Genomic DNA, 17,721 nt, shown 5'->3' on the forward strand with positions numbered 1-17,721 from the left:
GAGATAAACCGTGGACTACCCCAATAGTGTTCCCAGCGCAGGTCTGGTGAACGGCAAGTTTGTCGATGAAGACCCGGTCACCGGCAAGCCGGGATCCTTGATCCCGGCCAGCTGGGGCAACGGCATCACTCAGGAGCTGCTGACCGTGATCCAGACCGCTGGCCTCACCCCGTCCGAGACTCGAACCGATCAAGTACTGACGGCATTGCGCAGCAACAAACTGTTTGCGACCGCGCCGCAGTTCGACAACAGTCAGTCGGTCGCCACTACCGCTTTCGTGAGCCGCAGCGGTCTGCAGTTTTCCGGTTTCGCCTCCTATCCGACGAGTACGACTTTGACAGCGGCCAGCGTGGGAGGCGTGGCGAGTTTTTCCAGCGCCACGCCGATTACGGCGACCCTGCCTTCCGTTGCCAATATTCCTCATGCCGGGACCCTGCATATCCTCAACGCCGGGAATGGCGTTCTGACGATCAGTCCCACCGGCAATGAAGCCATTGAAACCTGCAACGGCACCATCGGCGCACTCAAGCTTGGCCTCGGTGATTCGGCGCAACTGGTCAAGTTGACCGGACAGTGGCGACTGTACGGCGGCTCGGTCAGCGACCGGTATGCGACGGCCCATTCCGGCGTCTACGGCAATGTCGGTTACCAGCGCTTTCCCAGCGGCAACATCGATCAATGGGGAGTAGGGACGACCGATGCCAACGGCGATGTCTATGTGACCTTTCCGATTGCATTCCCAACTGCCTTTTCATCGATCGTCGCCATCCATTCGGGCGGCGACGGAGCCATGGTCGTTCAGTACGCGGGATCGGAAAGCAAAACCGGATGCCGTTTGAAGGTCCGCAGTTATAACGGGGCCGTCTCGGCAAACTGGGGTATCTATTATTTTGCAAAGGGCTACTGAATGAACCCGTTCAATGTGTTTTTCAGCGCAACTACCCGGGCCGTTTATGTACCCGGTATCAACACCTCGGACATTCCCGAGGATGTGATCGAAATTCCTCAGGCGTACTGGATCTCCCTGTTACAGCAATTGGCCGTCTCGCCAAAGGTGATTGGCGTCAATAACGGTAACGGGTTTCCGATTCTGGTGGATCCGCCGCCGCCGAGTCCCGAAGAAGCAGCCGATATCGAACGCCAGTGGCGTACGGCGCAACTGGCCGCGACCGATGGTCTGGTAGCGCGTGATCGCGATGAGCTGGAGGACGGCGGCGGCACCACCCTGACTACCGAGCAATACGCCGAACTGCAATCATTTCGGCGGGCTCTGCGGGATTGGCCCCAGGCGTCGCTTTTCCCGTTCAGTGAGCATCGGCCGGTGGCGCCGCGCTGGTTGGCCTCGGCGCTCTAATGGATCAAGGAAACGGAAATGGATTACCCGAAAAGCGTTCCCGGCTCAGGCCTGGAGAATGGCAAATTCGTCGATGAAGACCCGATTGCCGGAAAACCGGGATCGTTGATCCCGGCCAGTTGGGGCAACAGTGTGACCCAGGAAATTCTCAATGCGATCACGGCCGCCGGTCTGACGCCGGATGAGGAGCAGACCGATCAACTGGCACAGGCCATTCGGCAACTGGCCAAGCCTGATCCGCTGCAGCAGTTTCCTGTGCAGGTGTATCGCAAGAATCTGTTGATCAATGGTGGATTCAATATCTGGCAACGCGGCACGACCAATCAGGGGCCGAACATCGGTGGCTATGTGGCGGATCGCTTTCGGTGCGACTGGAACGGCAACGCAGGTGTCAGCATTTCGCGCCAGGATTTTCCCCTCGGTCAAACGGAAGTCGTGGGTGAACCCGCTTATTTCCTGCGCTGGCAGCAGGCCACCGCAGGCACGGGAGCAACGGTGCATAAAGTCGCCCAGAGCATTGAATCGGTCAGAACTCTGGCCGGGCGAACGGCTACGGTCAGCTTCTGGGCGCGATCCGATGCGACGCGTCCTTTGCGCGTCACGATTGCTCAGCAGTTCGGAACGGGCGGTTCGGAGGGTGTAGTGAAGGTTGTCGACGTCTTTCAACTGAGTACGTCGTGGAAGAAATACAGCGCAACGTTTCAGGTGCCAACCATCGCCGGGAAAATGCTGGGCGTGAATGACTGCCTGACCTTGTCGTTCGATCTGCCGCTCAACGTGTTGCAGACCGTCGATCTGGCACAGATGCAATTGGAGGAGGGGCCGGTTGCGACAGCGTTTGAATACCGTCCGGCGGCGGAAGAACTGAGCCTTTGCCAGCGTTATTTTGAGAAGTCTTTTGCTAACCGTCTGCAGATCCGTTCGAACAATGGTGCCGCAACCTGCATTGGTAACTTCACCCAGGCTGCGGCAGCCAATACCGGTCAGTACGGTATGAGCATCGATATGCAGGTGCTCAAGCGCGTACAACCTACCATCGTGCTGTATTGCCCGGGAGATGCGAGCAATCAAGTCTGGCATCAGGGCCTGATGAAGGCGTGTACGGGAACCGTTTTGCAAAGCGTGACCGAGAGAAGCTTTGCCATTGCCACTGTGACTCCTGTCGGCAGTGTTCCCGGGCAGATTTTGCAGATCGAATGGACCGCGGACGCGGAAATCTAGGAGGCAAGTCCATGAGCTATCAGCTCACATCGTCTGGCGTTCTGCGCCTGGGTGATTCAGCGTTCATTCCACAGGATCCGACCAACCGTGACTGGCTCGAGTACCAGGAGTGGCTGGTTTCCGGGGGACAGGTACTGCCTCTGGATCTGCCGCTCGAGAGTGCGACGGCCAGCCAGGGCATGCTGGGGTTGTTCAAGCGAATGATCCAGGTTTCCCCGGACAGCACGCTGAAAACTGAGGTAAACAATGGCTGATCAGCTTTGGTCGCCAACCGTGATTCAATCGGCGCATCCAGGGAGGATCGAGCATTATGCAAATCACTGAAGACAACCTACTCAACATCATGCCCAACGCCCGCCGCCAAGCGGGCGTTTTTGTTTCACCGCTCAACGACGCCATGGCTCGCCATCGCATCGACACGCCCAAGCGAGTTGCTGCGTTTCTGGCACAAATCGGCCACGAGTCCGGGCAATTGCAGTACGTGCGTGAACTGGGCAACAACCAATACCTGAGCAAATACGACACAGGCACGCTGGCCTTGCGATTGGGCAACACGCCCGAGGCCGATGGCGACGGGCAGAAGTATCGCGGGCGCGGGCTGATCCAGATCACCGGCCGCACCAACTATCGCCAGTGCAGCCTCGGGCTGTTTGGTGACGAGCGCTTGCTGGCGCTGCCGGAACTGCTGGAACAACCGCAATGGGCGGCCGAGTCCGCCGCGTGGTTCTGGGCGCAGAACGGCCTGAACGAACTGGCGGATCAGGACCAGTTCAACAGCATCACCCGGCGGATCAACGGCGGGTTGAACGGCTTGCAGGATCGACTGGAGCTTTGGGGGCGGGCGAGGGCGGTGTTATGCCAGCCTTCGGTTTGAGCGTCTGGCGGCTGCTCGGCCTGGTGCTGCTGGCCGCAGTATCGGCAGCGCTGGCCTGGCAGTTTCAGGACTGGCGCTACGGTCGCCAACTGGCCGAGCAGGCACGGTTGCATGCCGAAACCCTCAATCAACTGACTTCGGCCGCTGCCACCGCGCAACAGGCCGAGCAGGACAAGCGTCTGGCCCTGGAGCAACGGCTCACGGCCAGCGAACAAACCCATTACCGAGCACTGAACGATGCCCAACGTGATCAGGATCGCCTGCGCGATCGCCTTGCCACTGCTGATCTGCGCCTGTCAGTCCTCATCGACGCAGGCGACGCTGCCCAAGGCTGTGGTGTGCCAGCCGCCTCCGGCGCCAGCGGCGTGGATCATGCAGCCATACGCGCCCGACTTGACCCGGCGCATGCTCGACGAATTGTCGCCATCACCGGCGAAGGCGACCGCGGACTGATCGCCTTGCAGGCCTGTCAGGCCTATATCAGAGCGCTGGCTCCTGCACATTTTGAATAAGCTTGTGTATTGAAAGCGCAACCGGCTCGTGTACGGTGGTACCCATTCCATCCGATCCGGAGCGCGCCGTGAAAGAAATCACTCAACTGGCGGCCGAACTTGGCCGACGTCTGCAATTGCTCAATGCCCACGTCACTACGGCCGAGTCCTGTACCGGTGGCGGGATTGCCGAAGCCATCACCCGGATTCCTGGGAGTTCGGCGTGGTTCGAAGCGGGTTACGTGACCTACTCCAATCGCCAGAAAACCCAGCAACTGAATGTACCGACGGAGCTGTTCGGCACCGTGGGTGCGGTCAGTCGCGAAGTGGTCGAGGCCATGGTGCGCGGCGCCCAGGAGAAAAGCCTGGCGCGGTTTGCCGTGGCGGTCAGCGGTGTGGCCGGGCCGGACGGTGGTTCGCCGAACAAACCGGTGGGCACCGTATGGCTGGCGTGGGGCGTGGGCGACCAGATTTCCAGTGAGGTCCAGCACTTCTCCGGCAACCGCGACGAAGTTCGCCGACAAACGGTGAAGGCCGCGCTAGAGGGCTTGCTGCGACTAGCGGCACGAGAAATCGAAAATCAGGGGTAGGCGATCCGTGAACGCTGTGGAATAATACTGGCTACTTATACAGGTGTTGGCCGTCAGGCCTTATTGATTACGTGAGGACTTTAATGGACGACAACAAGAAGAAAGCCTTGGCTGCGGCCCTGGGTCAGATCGAACGTCAATTCGGCAAGGGTGCCGTAATGCGTATGGGCGATCAGGACCGTCAGGCGATCCCGGCCATTTCCACCGGCTCTCTGGGTCTGGACATCGCACTCGGCATCGGCGGCCTGCCAAAAGGCCGTATCGTTGAAATCTACGGTCCTGAATCTTCCGGTAAAACCACACTGACGCTGTCCGTGATCGCCCAGGCTCAAAAAGCCGGCGCGACCTGCGCCTTCGTCGACGCCGAACACGCCCTCGACCCTGAGTACGCCGGCAAGTTGGGCGTCAACGTCGACGACCTGCTGGTTTCCCAGCCGGACACCGGCGAACAGGCCCTGGAAATCACCGACATGCTGGTGCGCTCCAACGCCGTTGACGTGATCATCGTCGACTCCGTGGCCGCTCTGGTGCCAAAGGCTGAAATCGAAGGCGAAATGGGTGACATGCACGTGGGCCTGCAAGCCCGTCTGATGTCCCAGGCGCTGCGTAAAATCACCGGTAACATCAAGAACGCCAACTGCCTGGTGATCTTCATCAACCAGATCCGCATGAAGATCGGCGTGATGTTCGGCAGCCCGGAAACCACCACCGGTGGTAACGCGCTGAAGTTCTACGCCTCGGTTCGTCTCGACATCCGCCGTACTGGCGCGGTGAAGGAAGGCGACGAAGTGGTCGGCAGCGAAACCCGCGTCAAGGTTGTGAAGAACAAGGTGGCTTCGCCGTTCCGTCAGGCCGAGTTCCAGATTCTCTACGGCAAGGGTATTTACCTGAACGGCGAGATGATCGACCTGGGCGTACTGCACGGTTTCGTCGAGAAGTCCGGCGCTTGGTATGCCTACGAAGGCACCAAGATCGGTCAGGGCAAGGCCAACTCGGCCAAGTTCCTGGCGGACAACCCGGAAGTCGCGGCCAAGCTCGAGAAGCAACTTCGTGACAAGCTGCTGTCGCCAGCCGTGATCGCCGACTCCAAGGCTTCTGCGGTCAAAGAGACCGAAGACGACCTGGCTGACGCTGACATCTGATTGCACCGATGACAACCGCCGTACTCGATACCCTCGTCGCGGTGCGGCGAACCGCCATGGACCTGCTCGCACGCCGCGAGCACGGTCGAGTCGAGCTGACGCGCAAACTGCGTCAGCGTGGCGCTCCCCCCGAGATGATCGAAACAGCCCTCGACCGTTTGACGGAAGAAGGGCTGCTTTCCGAAGCCCGCTATCTTGAAAGCTTTGTTTCCTATCGCGCCCGCTCCGGTTACGGCCCTCTGCGGATTCGCGAAGAACTGAGCCAACGCGGTTTGCAACGCGCCGATATCGAACTCGCCTTGCGTGAGAGCGGTATCAACTGGCAGGAGCAGCTAACGGACACGTGGCAACGGAAGTTCTCCGGACAGCTTCCCGGCGATGCCAAGGAACGCGCCAGACAAGGTCGATTCCTGGCGTACCGGGGATTCTCGATGGAGATGATCAACCGTTTGTTCAGCGGCAGAGGGATGGATGATTAAATCGCTCCAGCTTCAATCAAAAAATAAAAAACGGCCCGCTATTTCGATAGCGGGCCGTTTTTTTTTGCCTTCACGTAACCTTCGACGGTTCGCGGGTGCGTTGCGCGGTCTGGGGTTTTGACTGGGCCCAGTTTTCCGGCAGGTTGATGTAGTCCACCAGTTCCCGCAGACGCCCGTGATTTCGCGCATTGAAGGCAAATGCCAGGCGCGTCAGGTGGCTGAATTGAGCCTCGTCGTGTTCTTCGCCAGCGTAGGCGTGTTGATGGAACTGATCGCTCAGGCACAGATCGGCAAAAGCCTCCTGCATATGGTCGAGGGCCTGATCGCTAAGTTTGTGATTCATGCGAATGACAAACTGGCGCTTGAGCCAGCGGCTGGAATGGAAGTTGCCGTAGAACTGGTTGATCTGCTCCACCGCCTCTTCAACGTTGTAGACCAGGCGCATCAGCTTCAAGTCGGTCGGCAGGATGTAGCGGTTTTCCTCTAGTTGCTGACGGATGAAGTCCAGCGCGCCTTGCCAGAACGTGCCGCCCGGTGCGTCCAGCAGCACCACCGGCACCAGGGGACTTTTGCCGGTCTGGATCAGCGTGAGCACTTCCAAAGCTTCGTCCAGGGTGCCAAACCCACCGGGGCACAACACCAGCGCGTCGGCTTCCTTGACGAAGAACAGCTTGCGGGTGAAGAAGAAATGGAACGGCAGCAGGTTGTTGGTACCGTCCACCGTGGGGTTGGCATGTTGCTCGAAGGGCAGGGTGATGTTGAAGCCCAGGCTGTGATCGCGGCCGGCACCTTCATGGGCGGCGGCCATGATTCCGCCGCCGGCACCGGTGATGACCATCATGTTCGAGCGAGCCAGCGATGCCCCGAGTTCCCGAGCCATGGCGTAAAGGGGATGTTCGACCGGTGTACGAGCCGAGCCGAACACCGTGACCTTGCGTCGTCCCTTGAACTGTTCGAGCGTGCGAAAGGCCTGTTCCAGTTCGCGCAGGGCTTGCAGGGTGATCTTGGCGTTCCAGCGGTTGTGGTCTTCCTGGGCCATGCGCAGCACGGTCAGGATCATGTCGCGGTAGATGGGGGAATTCGGGCTGTTGGGTGACACCAGGTTGAGTTGTTCTTCGACCTTGCTGATGAGGTCGTGGCCGCTTTCCTGAAAATGACGGCTGAGCAGGTCATTCGGTTGGTAAGGCATGCAACTTCTCCTTCTGCACAGAGCTTCCGGCCCTGACGTGCGACGTCAGTGCCGCGCTGCAAGAAAACAAACAGCCGGCAGCTCCTTTCCTGCCGTTAATAAAAGATCGGGAATACGTTGAATCTAGACCCTCAATGCATTTTTCGCTCACTGAGCATCGCGCCGCAAAGTCTTTGCTGGCAACTGCTTATTGCCGCTTTGCGAGGTGTTTTCACCGCTCGTCCGATGCAGCGTCGAGGGCTGAATGCTCTGATTTACTAAGTTAAAGGCGCCTTACGACAACTTTGCGTCAACGAGCGTACGCAAGGTGCACGCTATTCAAGGATTTGCGGGTGGCAAGGAGGCGGGACACATGGCCAGAGTCATTCTGGAGATCGATGCGCAGCTGTATCGATTGTTGAAAGCATCGGCCGAGACCAACCATGTGAGTCTCGAAGAGGAGTGCTGCCGACGCCTGGCGGGAGGGGAGCGCCGCTCGCGTTACTTGCAGGCCTTGTTGGCCGAGCTGCGCGCCGAGGATGAACAGCGGCGCGCCACGTCGAGATGATTACTTCTTCTTCGCTGGAGCCGCTTTCGGGCAATCCGATTCCTGGTAGCTGGCGGAGCCGATCGCCTTGTTGGTTTTCACTTCGGTGAAGTCGTAACGCATGATCGCGCCCTTGGCCATCAGCTTGCGGTACGACGGGTTGTTGCAGACCGAAGCGCCCAGCTGGAAATACACGGCTTTGGGATCGGCGCGCATTTTGTCGGCGTGGCTCTTTTGCACGCTCAGGTGATTGACCAGCGTGGTGCCTTCGACGGTGTAGCCCTGATCAAGAATGTCTTCGTTGATCGCCCGTGGCGTGCCGACGCTGCTTTGTGCGGCGACATTGCGCAGCTCTCGGTTCAGATTCTGCTCACTCAGGGATGCAGCCTGAGCGCTGAAGGACGAAGCCAGCAGAATGGCAGCGGTGGGAACGATAAGGCGCAGCATGAAACTCTCCTGGTTCAGTGACTGGTGGTTCGACCAGCCACGTGACTGTGCGTTCAGTGGCGGCGAATTATAGGGGAGCCGGTCGGGAGGGTACAGGCTTGTCCCCGTCGCTCTGGTAAACTGCCGCCCTTTATTGCCCTGCCGAGTGTCGTTCGTGTCGAGTTTTCCTGTCTGCCGGTGCCGCCTGCGATGAATCATGCCCCCAACGCCGTGGCCCGCCTGCGCGATCAGCGCGAGGACGAAGGCATCAAGCCGATCCAGGCCCGTGGCTTTCGTTCCCCGCGCTGCCGCGATTGCCGGGTGATCATCAGCCATTGCCTGTGTGCCTGGCGGCCGACGGTTGATGCGCGCTCTGGCGTTTGCCTGATCATGACCGGCAAGGAAGTGTTCAAGCCGAGCAATACCGGCTGGTTGATCGCCGACATCGTGCGCGACAACCATGCCTTCATCTGGTCGCGGACCGAGCCCGACGAGCAACTGCTGGCGCTGCTGAACGACCCGCAATGGCAGCCGTATCTGGTGTTTCCCGGCGAGTACGTCGAACCTTCGCGGGTGACCAACACCGTGGATCTCGATAGCAGCAAGCGCCCGCTGTTCATTCTGCTGGACGCAACCTGGACCGAAGCCCGGAAGATATTCCGCAAGAGCCCGTATTTCGACCGTTTGCCGATCCTGAGCCTGTTACCCGACAAACTCTCGCGCTATCGCCTGCGCCGCTCGACCCGCAGCGAGCACCTGTGCACCGCCGAAGTGGCGGCATTGTGCCTGGAACTGGCCGGCGATTCGGACGCGGCGTCGGCGCTGGATGCCTATTTCGATGTGTTCAGCCAGCATTACCTGGGGGCCAAGCAGCAACTGGACGTCAATGTGTCGACGCCGGCCCACGCCGAATTGCTGCCCTATATCCGAAACGCGGCGCCAGTACCGGCCTGATCCTGGCCCATACTGCTAAAGCAGTGGCCGTGCGGCTTGACCACCCCGGCTTCGCTGGTCATGCTTGGCGCCGATTGGGGTGCGGCCAAGGTTTGAAACGCCGCTTTTGTTCGTGATTGGCGTTGAACGTGCCCCTGTGGATGCCGCTGCCGGGCGGTATCTGGATTTGCTTTGGCACGACCCGAATGCGCGGGCCTGCCATCAAAAACAGGATCATTTGAAAAATGGCCACATACGACATCCTGATTGCCGATGATCACCCTCTTTTTCGTAGCGCACTGCATCAAGCGGTGACGATGGGCCTTGGCCCGGATGTACGCATGGTAGAGGTGGCGAGCATCGCGGAGCTGGAAACCCGCCTGACCGAAAAGTCTGACTGGGATCTGGTGCTGCTGGACCTGAACATGCCGGGTGCTTTCGGGTTTTCCGGGCTGGTGATGCTGCGCGGTCAGTACCCGCAGATTCCGGTGGTGATGGTTTCGGCCCAGGAAGAAGCCTCGGTGATGGTCAAGTCCCGGGAATTCGGGGCCAGTGGCTTCATTCCCAAGTCCAGCGATCTGAGCGTGATTCAGGAAGCGGTGCGCAAAGTGCTGGACGGCGACGTGTTCTGGCCGCCCCAGGCGTTCGAGGCGGTCAGCGTTTCGGATGAAGCCAAGGCCGCCAGCGATGGCCTTGCAAGCCTGACACCGCAGCAGTTCCGGGTGTTGACCATGGTCTGCGAAGGCTTGCTGAACAAGCAGATCGCCTACGAGCTGAGTGTGTCGGAAGCGACCATCAAGGCCCACGTCACGGCGATTTTCCGCAAGTTGAACGTGCGGACCCGGACCCAGGCAGCTTTACTGCTGCAACAACTTGAGTCAATTCCGAGCCAGTAAGCACTGGCGTCTTCACGCTTTTTTGACTTTCGTTGCTCTAGCTTCCCCACTTCATTTCGGTCGGTTATCTACTTTATGTCACCTTTCAAGGGCCAGACGGGCCTGAAACGCATCCTCAACGCTTCCGGTTACTCGCTGGACGGCTTGCGCGCCGCCTTCACCGGCGAAGCGGCTTTCCGGCAACTGGTGCTGCTCAACGTGGTGCTGATTCCGCTGACGTTTTTCCTTGATGTCAGCCGGGTCGAGCAGGCGCTGCTGATCGCCGTGTGCCTGCTGGCGCTGATCGTCGAGCTGTTGAATTCGGCGGTGGAGGCGGCCATCGACCGCATCTCGCTGGAGTTGCACCCGCTGTCCAAGAACGCCAAGGACATGGGCAGTGCCGCGCAATTCGTGGCACTGAGCATGATCGCCCTGGTGTGGGCGGTGATTCTGCTTTAAGCGATGCTCGGCAGAACGATCTCGTCGCTGCGCTGCACCCCGGCGGTGAAGGCGCGGCACAGATCGAGGAATTCGCGCATGGCGGAGGTCTGGTACTTCTGCTTGTGCCAGATGAAGTAGAACTGTCGGGCCAGATCCAGATCCGGCGTCTCCACCGGCACCAGGCTGCCGCGGCGGAAGGCGTCACGCAGCGCCAGACGCGAAATGCAGCCAATCCCCAGACCTGATTCCACCGCGCGTTTGATCGCTTCGGTATGTTCCAGCTCGAGCCGGATGTTCAGCGCGCTGCGGTGATGCCGCATCGCCTGATCGAAGGTCAGGCGCGTCCCCGAACCCTGTTCCCGCAAAATCCACGCTTCATGGGTCAGTTCCTCCATGGTCGCGCTGCCGCGTTTGGCCAACGGATGCTGTGGGGCGCAGAACACCACCAGTTCATCCTCGACCCAACTCTGCACTTCGATGTCCGGGTGGCTGCAATCGCCCTCGATTAGACCCAGATCAATTTCGTAATGAGCCACTTGTTGCACGATATTGGCAGTGTTCTGTACGTGCAGTTTCACCTGGCTTTCGGGGTGGCGCTGCATGAAACCGCCGATCAGCAGGGTCGCCAGGTAATTGCCGATGGTCAGGGTCGCGCCCACCGACAGCGAGCCGAAACCGGATTTGCCGTTAAGCAGGTCTTCGATTTCCTTGGCCTGATCGAGCATGGCCACCGCTTGCGGCAGCAACTGTTTGCCGAGGGCGTTGAGGCTCAGGCGTTTACCGGCGCGGTCGAACAGCTGGCAGCTGGACTGGCGCTCCAGTTCGGTGATGGATGTGCTGGCGGCCGATTGCGACAGGTTGAGCAGACCCGCAGCACGGGACACGCTTTCCTGCTGGGCGACGGCGACGAAGACTTGCAGTTGACGAAGAGTAAATCGCATATCGATATAACCGATAACCCTTATCTTAATAATCCAGTTAACAGATATTGTCGGCGCTATTAGAATGCGATGCAATTGCGCACCGTCGGCATTCTTCAATACGAGCCGGGCAGGCGCAGATCAATCTCCAGGAGTCCCACGTACATGAGCAACATGAACCACGAGCGTGTCCTCAGTGTTCATCACTGGAACGACACTCTGTTCAGCTTCAAGTGCACCCGCGATCCGGGCCTGCGCTTCGAGAACGGTCAGTTCGTGATGATCGGCCTGCAACAGCCAAACGGCCGCCCGCTTATGCGCGCTTATTCGATCGCCAGCCCGAACTGGGAAGAGCATCTCGAGTTCTTCAGCATCAAGGTGCCGGACGGTCCGCTGACCTCCCAGCTGCAGCACCTGAAGGAAGGCGACGAGATCATCATCTCGAAAAAACCGACCGGCACCCTGGTGCTGGACGACCTGAACCCGGGCAAGCACCTGTACCTGCTGAGCACCGGCACCGGTCTGGCGCCATTCATGAGCGTGATCCAGGACCCGGAAACCTACGAGCGCTTCGAGAAAGTGATCCTGGTTCACGGTGTCCGTTACGTCAACGAAGTCGCCTACCGCGAATTCATCACCGAGCACCTGCCGCAGAACGAGTTCTTCGGCGAGGCGCTGCGTGACAAGCTGATCTATTACCCGACCGTGACTCGCGAGCCGTTCGAGAATCAGGGCCGTCTGACCGATCTGATGCGCAGCGGCAAGCTGTTCAGCGACATCGGCCTGCCACCGATCAACCCGCAGGACGACCGCGCGATGATCTGCGGCAGCCCGAGCATGCTCGACGAGACCAGCGAAGTGCTCGACAGCTTCGGCCTGAAGATCTCGGCACGTATGCGCGAGCCGGGTGACTACCTGATCGAGCGTGCATTCGTCGAGAAGTAAGCTGTTTATAGGTGACGCAGAGCGTCACTGGATGCATTCCCACGCAGACGGTTCGACGCCTCGACGTGGGAACGATCAGCCCGCGTTGCCTGAGAAGGCAGCGCGGGCTTTTTCGTTTTCGCGATTCAGTCAGCGGCGGGGATGACTTCCAGGACGCGGATCTGCTCCGGCGTCGGATAGTGCCAGCGCACGTCCAGATCCCAGAATTGCGCGCCGTATTCGCGCTCTGGCGCGGGCGTCTGATAGGCAGGGCGCGGATCCTGGGCCAGGCATTGCTCGATCAACTCGACCAGCGGCTCGGCCAGGCGCTGAGCGTGCGTGTGCGCCTGTTGCAGCGCCGTGTCCGTCCATTGCACGTCGATCAGGTGCGGCGCGGCACTGGCGATGCTGTTGGAGGCGTCAGTAATGATGTCGGCATAAGGTACGTAGGGTTTGATGTCGAGAATCGGCGTGCCGTCCAGCAGGTCGATGCCGGAGATAAACAGGCGATTGGCCTCGACCTTGTCCAGCTTCACCACCGACTGGCCGATGCCATTCGGCCGGTGCGTGGCGCGGGTGGCGAATACGCCCATGGACTTGTTGCCACCCAGGCGCGGAGGGCGGACCTTGAGGCGTGGTTTTTCTTCCAGCGCCTGATGGAACAGGAACAGCAGCCAGACATGACTGACCTGCTCGAGCCCCTGCACAGCGTCGCCCTGATCGAACGGTGCCACCAGTTCCAGCACGCCACGGGCGGCGGGGGCCAGTTGCGGCTGGCGCGGGATGGCGAACTTCTCCTTGAAGCAGGAGCGGACGAAGCCGATGGGGGAGACGCTGTAAGTCATTGTCTTGGGTCAGGGCAGGAAACAGGGCGGGCATGATAACCCGGCAGGCTTCAAGTCTGGTGCTGACAGATCTGGCGCTATCGCCGCATCGCAGCGATAGCTTCACCGCCGATGTCAGAGGCTGAACCCGCCATCCAGCGGAATGATATTCCCGGTCATGTAGGCCCCAGCGGTACTCGCCAGGCTGATCGCCAGTGCTGCCATTTCTTCCTCGCGGCCCCAACGTTTCATCGGAATCAGCGCGGTGTCTTCGGCAAGTGCCTGCTGGTCGTTGCCGATGTGCTGGGTCATCTTGCTCGGGAAACGACCCGGTGCGATGACGTTGACGTTGATGTGCTGGCTCACCAGTTCCCGAGCGAGAATCCGCGACAGCTGATGCAGGGCAGCCTTGCTCGGCCCGTAGGCGTAGGCCTGTTCACCAAAGGAAGAAATCCCCGCCACCGAGCCGATGTTGATGATCCGCGCCGGATTGGCCGCCGACCCGGATTTACGCAACAACGGCAGAAACTGCTGGATGCAACTGAACACCGAGGTCACGTTGAGCTGCATGACCTTCTCCCAGCCCTTGACCGGGTAGCTCTCCAGCGGCGCGCCCCAGGTGGTGCCGGCGTTGTTCACCAGAATGTCCAGATGCGTGATCTGTTCGCCCAGTCGCTCGGCCAGCTCTTTCACGCCTTCTTCGGTCGCCAGGTTCGCCGCCATACCCAGACAAGTGCCCAGAGCACTGAGTTCTTCAGCGGTTTGATGACAGGCTTCCGCGTCACGGGAACAGACGTACACGCGGGCGCCGGCCTCGACAAAGGCCTTGGCGATCATTTTGCCGATACCGCGGGTGCCGCCGGTCACCAGGGCGGTGCGGCCTTGCAGGGAGAAATACGGGTGCATGGCGAATCCTGAGGGCTAGGGTTCAGTACACCCTAGGCCATGCGGCCAGCTTCGAGCTACAAGTTTCAAGCTGCAAGCAAAGTCAAATGCTTGCAGCTTGCAGCTCGAAACTTGTAGCTGCTTTCTACGCTCTCACGCGGAGCGTGAGCCCCTTGAGGAAATTGCGCAGCAACTGATCGCCGCACGGGCGGTAGTTGGTGTGGCCGACCTTGCGGAACAATGCGCTCAGCTCAGGCTTGGACACCGGGAAGTCGGCAGCCTTGAGGATCGCGTGCATGTCGTCTTCCTTCAGTTCGAAGGCCACACGCAGCTTTTTCAGGATGATGTTGTTGGTCACCGGCACTTCGATCGGCAGCGGCGGACGGCTTTCGTCCTTGCCGCGCTTGAAGATCACCAGACCGTCGAGGAAGTGCGCGATGACTTCGTCCGGGCAGCGTACAAAACCTTCTTCGTCTTCTTCTTTCTTGTCGAGGTACGTCACGACATCAGCCAGCGTGACGTCCAGGCCGCCCAGTTTGATGATCTCGACAACTTTCTTGTCGCTGATGTCGAGCATGTAGCGCACGCTGCGCAGAACGTCGTTATGAACCATGTGTGCAATCCTGATCTTTTCGCTGTGGGCATCACGCGGACGCGATGCCGGAAATGTAGGGTGGCTCGCGAGCCTTAGAATTTCTCTTTGCCGGACAGGTAGCGCCATTGGCCGACCGGCACCTTGCCGATGGACACGCCGCCGATGCGGATGCGGCGGATGCCGATCACCTTCAGGCCGACCGCTTCGCAGAACTGGGCGATGATCCCCGGCTGCGGGTTCTTCATGGCGAAGCGCAGGCGGTTTTCGTTCTGCCAGCTGGCCTTGACCGGCGGCAGCTCCTTGCCCTTGTGGGTGAGGCCGTGCTGCAGGCGATTGAGGCCGTGGGCAACCATGTCGCCTTCGACTTCGACCACGTATTCCTGCTCGATCTTGGCCGCGTCGGCGGTGAGCTTGCGCAGCACCTTCCAGTCCTGGGTGAACACCAGCAGGCCGCTGGCCTTGGGTTGCAGGTCGGCGCTGGCGGTCAGGCGCAGGAAGTGCCCGCGCAGCGGACGTTTGCCGTAGCGGTGTTCTTCGCTGAGGGTGTCGACGTTCAGCGACTGCATGGCGCTGTCGACATCCATGCCCGCCGGCACGTTGAGCAGAATGGTCACCGGCTCCGGCGCGGTGGCCTTGGCGTCCTTGTCGAGCTCGACGTTCTGGTCGCTGACCTTGAACTGCGGCTCGTCGATGACTTCGCCGTCCACGGTGACCCAGCCGCCCTCAATGAACAGCTCGGCCTCCCGGCGGGAGCAACCGACCAGCTCGATGAGGCGTTTGGAGAGGCGAATCGGGTCAGTCATGACAGGGGCCGTAACAAAAAAGGGGGGGGCATTGTACCTGCCTGGGGCCGGTTAAGCCCGATTGCATTTGCGCCGTGTGGCTTTTAGCCGCGTACCGCGCGCTGCTCCGGTTGTTTCAGACGCATGTGCAACAGCGGATACGGCTGGCCCATGCCATCGACCTCCGAGCGGCCGATCACCTCGAACCCTTGCTTGAAGTAAAACCCCAGGGCCTGCGGGTTCTGTTCGTTGACGTCCAGTTCGTCGGCGTTCAGGTGCTCCATGGCGTACTTCAGCAGTTTCTTGCCAAGGCCCTGGCCGCGATGGGCCGGGTCGATGAACAGCATTTCAATCTTGCCCGCCGCGACGCCGGCAAACCCGGTGATGCGCTGATGGCTGTCCCGGGTGCAGATCAGCATCACCGCATCGAGGTAGCGAGTCAGCACCAGATTCTTCAGCAGCTCGATGTAGGATTCCGGCAGGAAATCATGAGTCGCGCGGACCGAGGCCTCCCAGACCCGGGTCAGTTCCTGATAATCGCTGAGTTTCGGCGTGTGGATGACCGAATGCTGACGCATGCCCGATAGCCTCTTTGTCATGGATGAGGGAGTCCTTCCCCTCACAAACTCTAGCCGTAAAAAAGCCCCGCATCTCGTAAAAGAGAGCGGGGCTTTCTGTATTTTTCGCGCTTAGATCTGTTCGGCCCAGAGGTCGTATTCGTCGGCGTCGGTCACCTTGCACCAGACTTTGTCGCCCGGCTTGAGGTTGCTGCCGTTGTCGATGAACACGTTGCCGTCGATTTCCGGGGCATCGAAGAAGCAGCGGCCGACCGCACCTTGCTCGTCGACTTCATCCACCAGCACTTCGATTTCACGGCCGATGCGCATTTGCAGGCGCGCCGAGCTGATGGCCTGCTGGTGCGCCATGAAGCGTTCCCAGCGATCCTGCTTGACGTCGTCCGGAACCATTTCCAGATCCAGATCGTTGGCTGGAGCGCCTTCGACCGGCGAGTACTGGAAGCAGCCGACGCGGTCGAGCTGGGCTTCGGTCAGCCAGTCCAGCAGGTACTGGAAGTCTTCTTCGGTTTCGCCGGGGAAGCCGACGATGAAGGTCGAGCGGATGATCAGGTCCGGGCAGATTTCGCGCCAGTTCTTGATCCGCGCCAGGGTCTTGTCTTCGAACGCCGGGCGCTTCATCGACTTCAGGACTTTCGGGCTGGCGTGCTGGAACGGGATGTCCAGGTACGGCAGGATCTTGCCGGCGGCCATCAGCGGGATCAGCTCGTCGACGTGCGGGTACGGGTAAACGTAGTGCAGACGGACCCAGACGCCGAGGGTGCTCAGTGCTTCGCACAGTTCGGTCATGCGGGTTTTCACCGGTGCGCCGTTCCAGAAGCCGGTGCGGTACTTGACGTCAACGCCGTAGGCGCTGGTGTCCTGGGAAATCACCAGCAGTTCCTTCACGCCGGATTTGACCAGACGCTGGGCTTCGTCGAGCACATCGCCCACCGGACGGCTGACCAGTTTGCCGCGCATCGACGGGATGATGCAGAAGCTGCAGCTGTGGTTGCAGCCTTCGGAAATCTTCAGGTACGCGTAGTGACGCGGGGTCAGCTTGATGCCTTGCGGCGGCACCAGGTCGATCAGCGGGTTGTGGTCCTGCTTCGGCGGCACGACTTCGTGCACGGCGTTGACCACTTGCTCGTACTGCTGCGGACCGGTGACGGCCAGCACGCTCGGGTGCACGTCACGGATATTGCCTTCTTCCACGCCCATGCAGCCGGTCACGATGACCTTGCCGTTTTCCTTGATCGCTTCACCGATGACTTCCAGCGATTCGGCCTTGGCCGAGTCGATGAAGCCACAGGTGTTGACCACGACCACGTCGGCGTCCTGATAGGTGGACACCACGTCATAGCCTTCCATGCGCAGCTGGGTCAGGATGCGCTCGGAGTCGACCAGTGCTTTCGGGCAACCCAGAGAAACGAAGCCAACCTTTGGATTGGCCGGCGCAGGAGTGGTGGACATGTCTAACCTCGGTGTTTTGTGACATCGATTACCTGATTCAGGAACCGACGGACGGGCGCTTAAGGCGCGCCTCTGATCAAAAAGTGCGCAATTCTAGCGACGAGCAGCGCACTTGACCAGCTTTATGCAGGGAAATACGACGAGTGCTGCGCTATGCTTCGCGCCGTTGCGCTTTACTGAATTTTTACAGTCAAGAAAACGTCTGTTACAGGGCGTAAAAACG

23 protein-coding genes are annotated in these 17,721 nt (G+C 60.0%); 14 read left to right on the forward strand and 9 right to left on the reverse strand.

What is annotated here, in order from left to right:
* Positions 1-10: 10 nt before the first annotated feature.
* The 9 genes from ACM6JM_RS17685 to recX all read left to right on the forward strand — a co-directional run bounded on the left by ACM6JM_RS17685 (position 11) and on the right by recX (position 6,151).
* The gene (locus tag ACM6JM_RS17685) at positions 11-907 is read left to right on the forward strand and encodes a phage tail protein (RefSeq protein WP_074691346.1); all 897 of its coding nucleotides are present in this window, start codon (positions 11-13) and stop codon (positions 905-907) included.
* Entirely contained in the window at positions 908-1,354 is a 447-nt protein-coding gene (locus ACM6JM_RS17690; RefSeq protein ID WP_074691348.1) for a hypothetical protein, read from the forward strand.
* Positions 1,355-1,372: 18 nt separating this feature from the next.
* A complete protein-coding gene (locus ACM6JM_RS17695; RefSeq protein WP_103386530.1) occupies positions 1,373-2,575 on the forward strand; it encodes a carbohydrate binding domain-containing protein in 1,203 nt (400 codons plus the stop codon).
* 11 nt (positions 2,576-2,586) lie between these two features.
* Positions 2,587-2,829: a hypothetical protein gene (locus tag ACM6JM_RS17700; RefSeq protein ID WP_064593864.1), complete on the forward strand. Its 243-nt coding sequence runs from the start codon at positions 2,587-2,589 to the stop codon at positions 2,827-2,829.
* 56 nt (positions 2,830-2,885) lie between these two features.
* Positions 2,886-3,449, forward strand: coding sequence for a glycoside hydrolase family 19 protein (locus ACM6JM_RS17705; protein WP_414882269.1), 564 nt, complete (start codon positions 2,886-2,888; stop codon positions 3,447-3,449).
* Positions 3,431-3,961: a lysis system i-spanin subunit Rz gene (locus tag ACM6JM_RS17710; protein ID WP_039771294.1), complete on the forward strand. Its 531-nt coding sequence runs from the start codon at positions 3,431-3,433 to the stop codon at positions 3,959-3,961. Before ACM6JM_RS17705 ends, ACM6JM_RS17710 begins: the two co-directional genes overlap by 19 nt.
* A 68-nt stretch (positions 3,962-4,029) precedes the next feature.
* On the forward strand, positions 4,030-4,530 hold the full coding sequence (locus ACM6JM_RS17715) for a CinA family protein (protein ID WP_074691357.1): 501 nt from the start codon (positions 4,030-4,032) through the stop codon (positions 4,528-4,530).
* Positions 4,531-4,613: 83 nt separating this feature from the next.
* A complete protein-coding gene (gene recA, locus ACM6JM_RS17720; protein WP_003222269.1) occupies positions 4,614-5,672 on the forward strand; it encodes a recombinase RecA in 1,059 nt (352 codons plus the stop codon).
* A gap of 8 nt (positions 5,673-5,680) precedes the next feature.
* Positions 5,681-6,151, forward strand: a complete 471-nt coding sequence (gene recX, locus ACM6JM_RS17725) for a recombination regulator RecX (RefSeq protein WP_039771298.1) — start codon at positions 5,681-5,683, stop codon at positions 6,149-6,151.
* Between the two features lie 70 nt (positions 6,152-6,221).
* Here the strand turns inward: recX and ACM6JM_RS17730 are convergent, their stop codons facing one another.
* A complete protein-coding gene (locus ACM6JM_RS17730) occupies positions 6,222-7,340 on the reverse strand; it encodes a TIGR00730 family Rossman fold protein (protein ID WP_163974120.1) in 1,119 nt (372 codons plus the stop codon).
* Between the two features lie 352 nt (positions 7,341-7,692).
* On the opposite strand from ACM6JM_RS17730, the gene ACM6JM_RS17735 reads away from it, so the two are divergent.
* Entirely contained in the window at positions 7,693-7,887 is a 195-nt protein-coding gene (locus tag ACM6JM_RS17735) for a hypothetical protein (RefSeq protein WP_074691361.1), read from the forward strand.
* Here the strand turns inward: ACM6JM_RS17735 and ACM6JM_RS17740 are convergent, their stop codons facing one another.
* Positions 7,888-8,313 (reverse strand): PA3611 family quorum-sensing-regulated virulence factor, encoded by a 426-nt coding sequence (locus ACM6JM_RS17740; RefSeq protein WP_011332746.1) that lies wholly within the window; start codon positions 8,311-8,313, stop codon positions 7,888-7,890.
* Between the two features lie 189 nt (positions 8,314-8,502).
* On the opposite strand from ACM6JM_RS17740, the gene ACM6JM_RS17745 reads away from it, so the two are divergent.
* The 3 genes from ACM6JM_RS17745 to ACM6JM_RS17755 all read left to right on the forward strand — a co-directional run bounded on the left by ACM6JM_RS17745 (position 8,503) and on the right by ACM6JM_RS17755 (position 10,559).
* Positions 8,503-9,246: a tRNA-uridine aminocarboxypropyltransferase gene (locus tag ACM6JM_RS17745; RefSeq protein WP_039771302.1), complete on the forward strand. Its 744-nt coding sequence runs from the start codon at positions 8,503-8,505 to the stop codon at positions 9,244-9,246.
* A gap of 224 nt (positions 9,247-9,470) precedes the next feature.
* Entirely contained in the window at positions 9,471-10,121 is a 651-nt protein-coding gene (erdR, locus tag ACM6JM_RS17750; protein ID WP_103386528.1) for a response regulator transcription factor ErdR, read from the forward strand.
* Positions 10,122-10,196: 75 nt separating this feature from the next.
* Positions 10,197-10,559, forward strand: a complete 363-nt coding sequence (locus ACM6JM_RS17755; protein WP_039771303.1) for a diacylglycerol kinase — start codon at positions 10,197-10,199, stop codon at positions 10,557-10,559.
* Here ACM6JM_RS17755 and ACM6JM_RS17760 read toward each other — a convergent pair.
* The gene (locus ACM6JM_RS17760; protein WP_007954941.1) at positions 10,556-11,482 is read right to left on the reverse strand and encodes a LysR family transcriptional regulator; all 927 of its coding nucleotides are present in this window, start codon (positions 11,480-11,482) and stop codon (positions 10,556-10,558) included. The genes ACM6JM_RS17755 and ACM6JM_RS17760 overlap by 4 nt on opposite strands.
* A gap of 144 nt (positions 11,483-11,626) precedes the next feature.
* On the opposite strand from ACM6JM_RS17760, the gene fpr reads away from it, so the two are divergent.
* Entirely contained in the window at positions 11,627-12,406 is a 780-nt protein-coding gene (gene fpr / locus ACM6JM_RS17765) for a ferredoxin-NADP reductase (RefSeq protein WP_003222277.1), read from the forward strand.
* Positions 12,407-12,531: 125 nt separating this feature from the next.
* Here fpr and tsaA read toward each other — a convergent pair whose 3' ends face one another.
* The 6 genes from tsaA to rimO form a co-directional block, all read right to left on the reverse strand.
* Positions 12,532-13,230 (reverse strand): tRNA (N6-threonylcarbamoyladenosine(37)-N6)-methyltransferase TrmO, encoded by a 699-nt coding sequence (tsaA, locus tag ACM6JM_RS17770; protein ID WP_178082863.1) that lies wholly within the window; start codon positions 13,228-13,230, stop codon positions 12,532-12,534.
* A 114-nt stretch (positions 13,231-13,344) separates the two neighbouring features.
* Entirely contained in the window at positions 13,345-14,115 is a 771-nt protein-coding gene (locus ACM6JM_RS17775; RefSeq protein WP_085666836.1) for an SDR family oxidoreductase, read from the reverse strand.
* Between the two features lie 124 nt (positions 14,116-14,239).
* The gene (locus ACM6JM_RS17780; protein ID WP_236188155.1) at positions 14,240-14,707 is read right to left on the reverse strand and encodes a DUF1456 family protein; all 468 of its coding nucleotides are present in this window, start codon (positions 14,705-14,707) and stop codon (positions 14,240-14,242) included.
* Between the two features lie 74 nt (positions 14,708-14,781).
* Positions 14,782-15,492 carry an rRNA pseudouridine synthase gene (locus ACM6JM_RS17785; protein WP_414882270.1) on the reverse strand — a complete coding sequence of 237 codons (711 nt, stop codon included), beginning with the start codon at positions 15,490-15,492 and terminating at the stop codon, positions 14,782-14,784.
* Positions 15,493-15,575: 83 nt separating this feature from the next.
* Positions 15,576-16,049, reverse strand: coding sequence for a GNAT family N-acetyltransferase (locus ACM6JM_RS17790; protein ID WP_064593881.1), 474 nt, complete (start codon positions 16,047-16,049; stop codon positions 15,576-15,578).
* Between the two features lie 111 nt (positions 16,050-16,160).
* Positions 16,161-17,498 (reverse strand): 30S ribosomal protein S12 methylthiotransferase RimO, encoded by a 1,338-nt coding sequence (gene rimO, locus ACM6JM_RS17795; protein WP_039771314.1) that lies wholly within the window; start codon positions 17,496-17,498, stop codon positions 16,161-16,163.
* Positions 17,499-17,721 lie beyond the last annotated feature (223 nt).

Source organism: Pseudomonas sp. IT-P2, assembly GCF_949767575.1.
Lineage (GTDB): Bacteria > Pseudomonadota > Gammaproteobacteria > Pseudomonadales > Pseudomonadaceae > Aquipseudomonas > Aquipseudomonas pharyngis.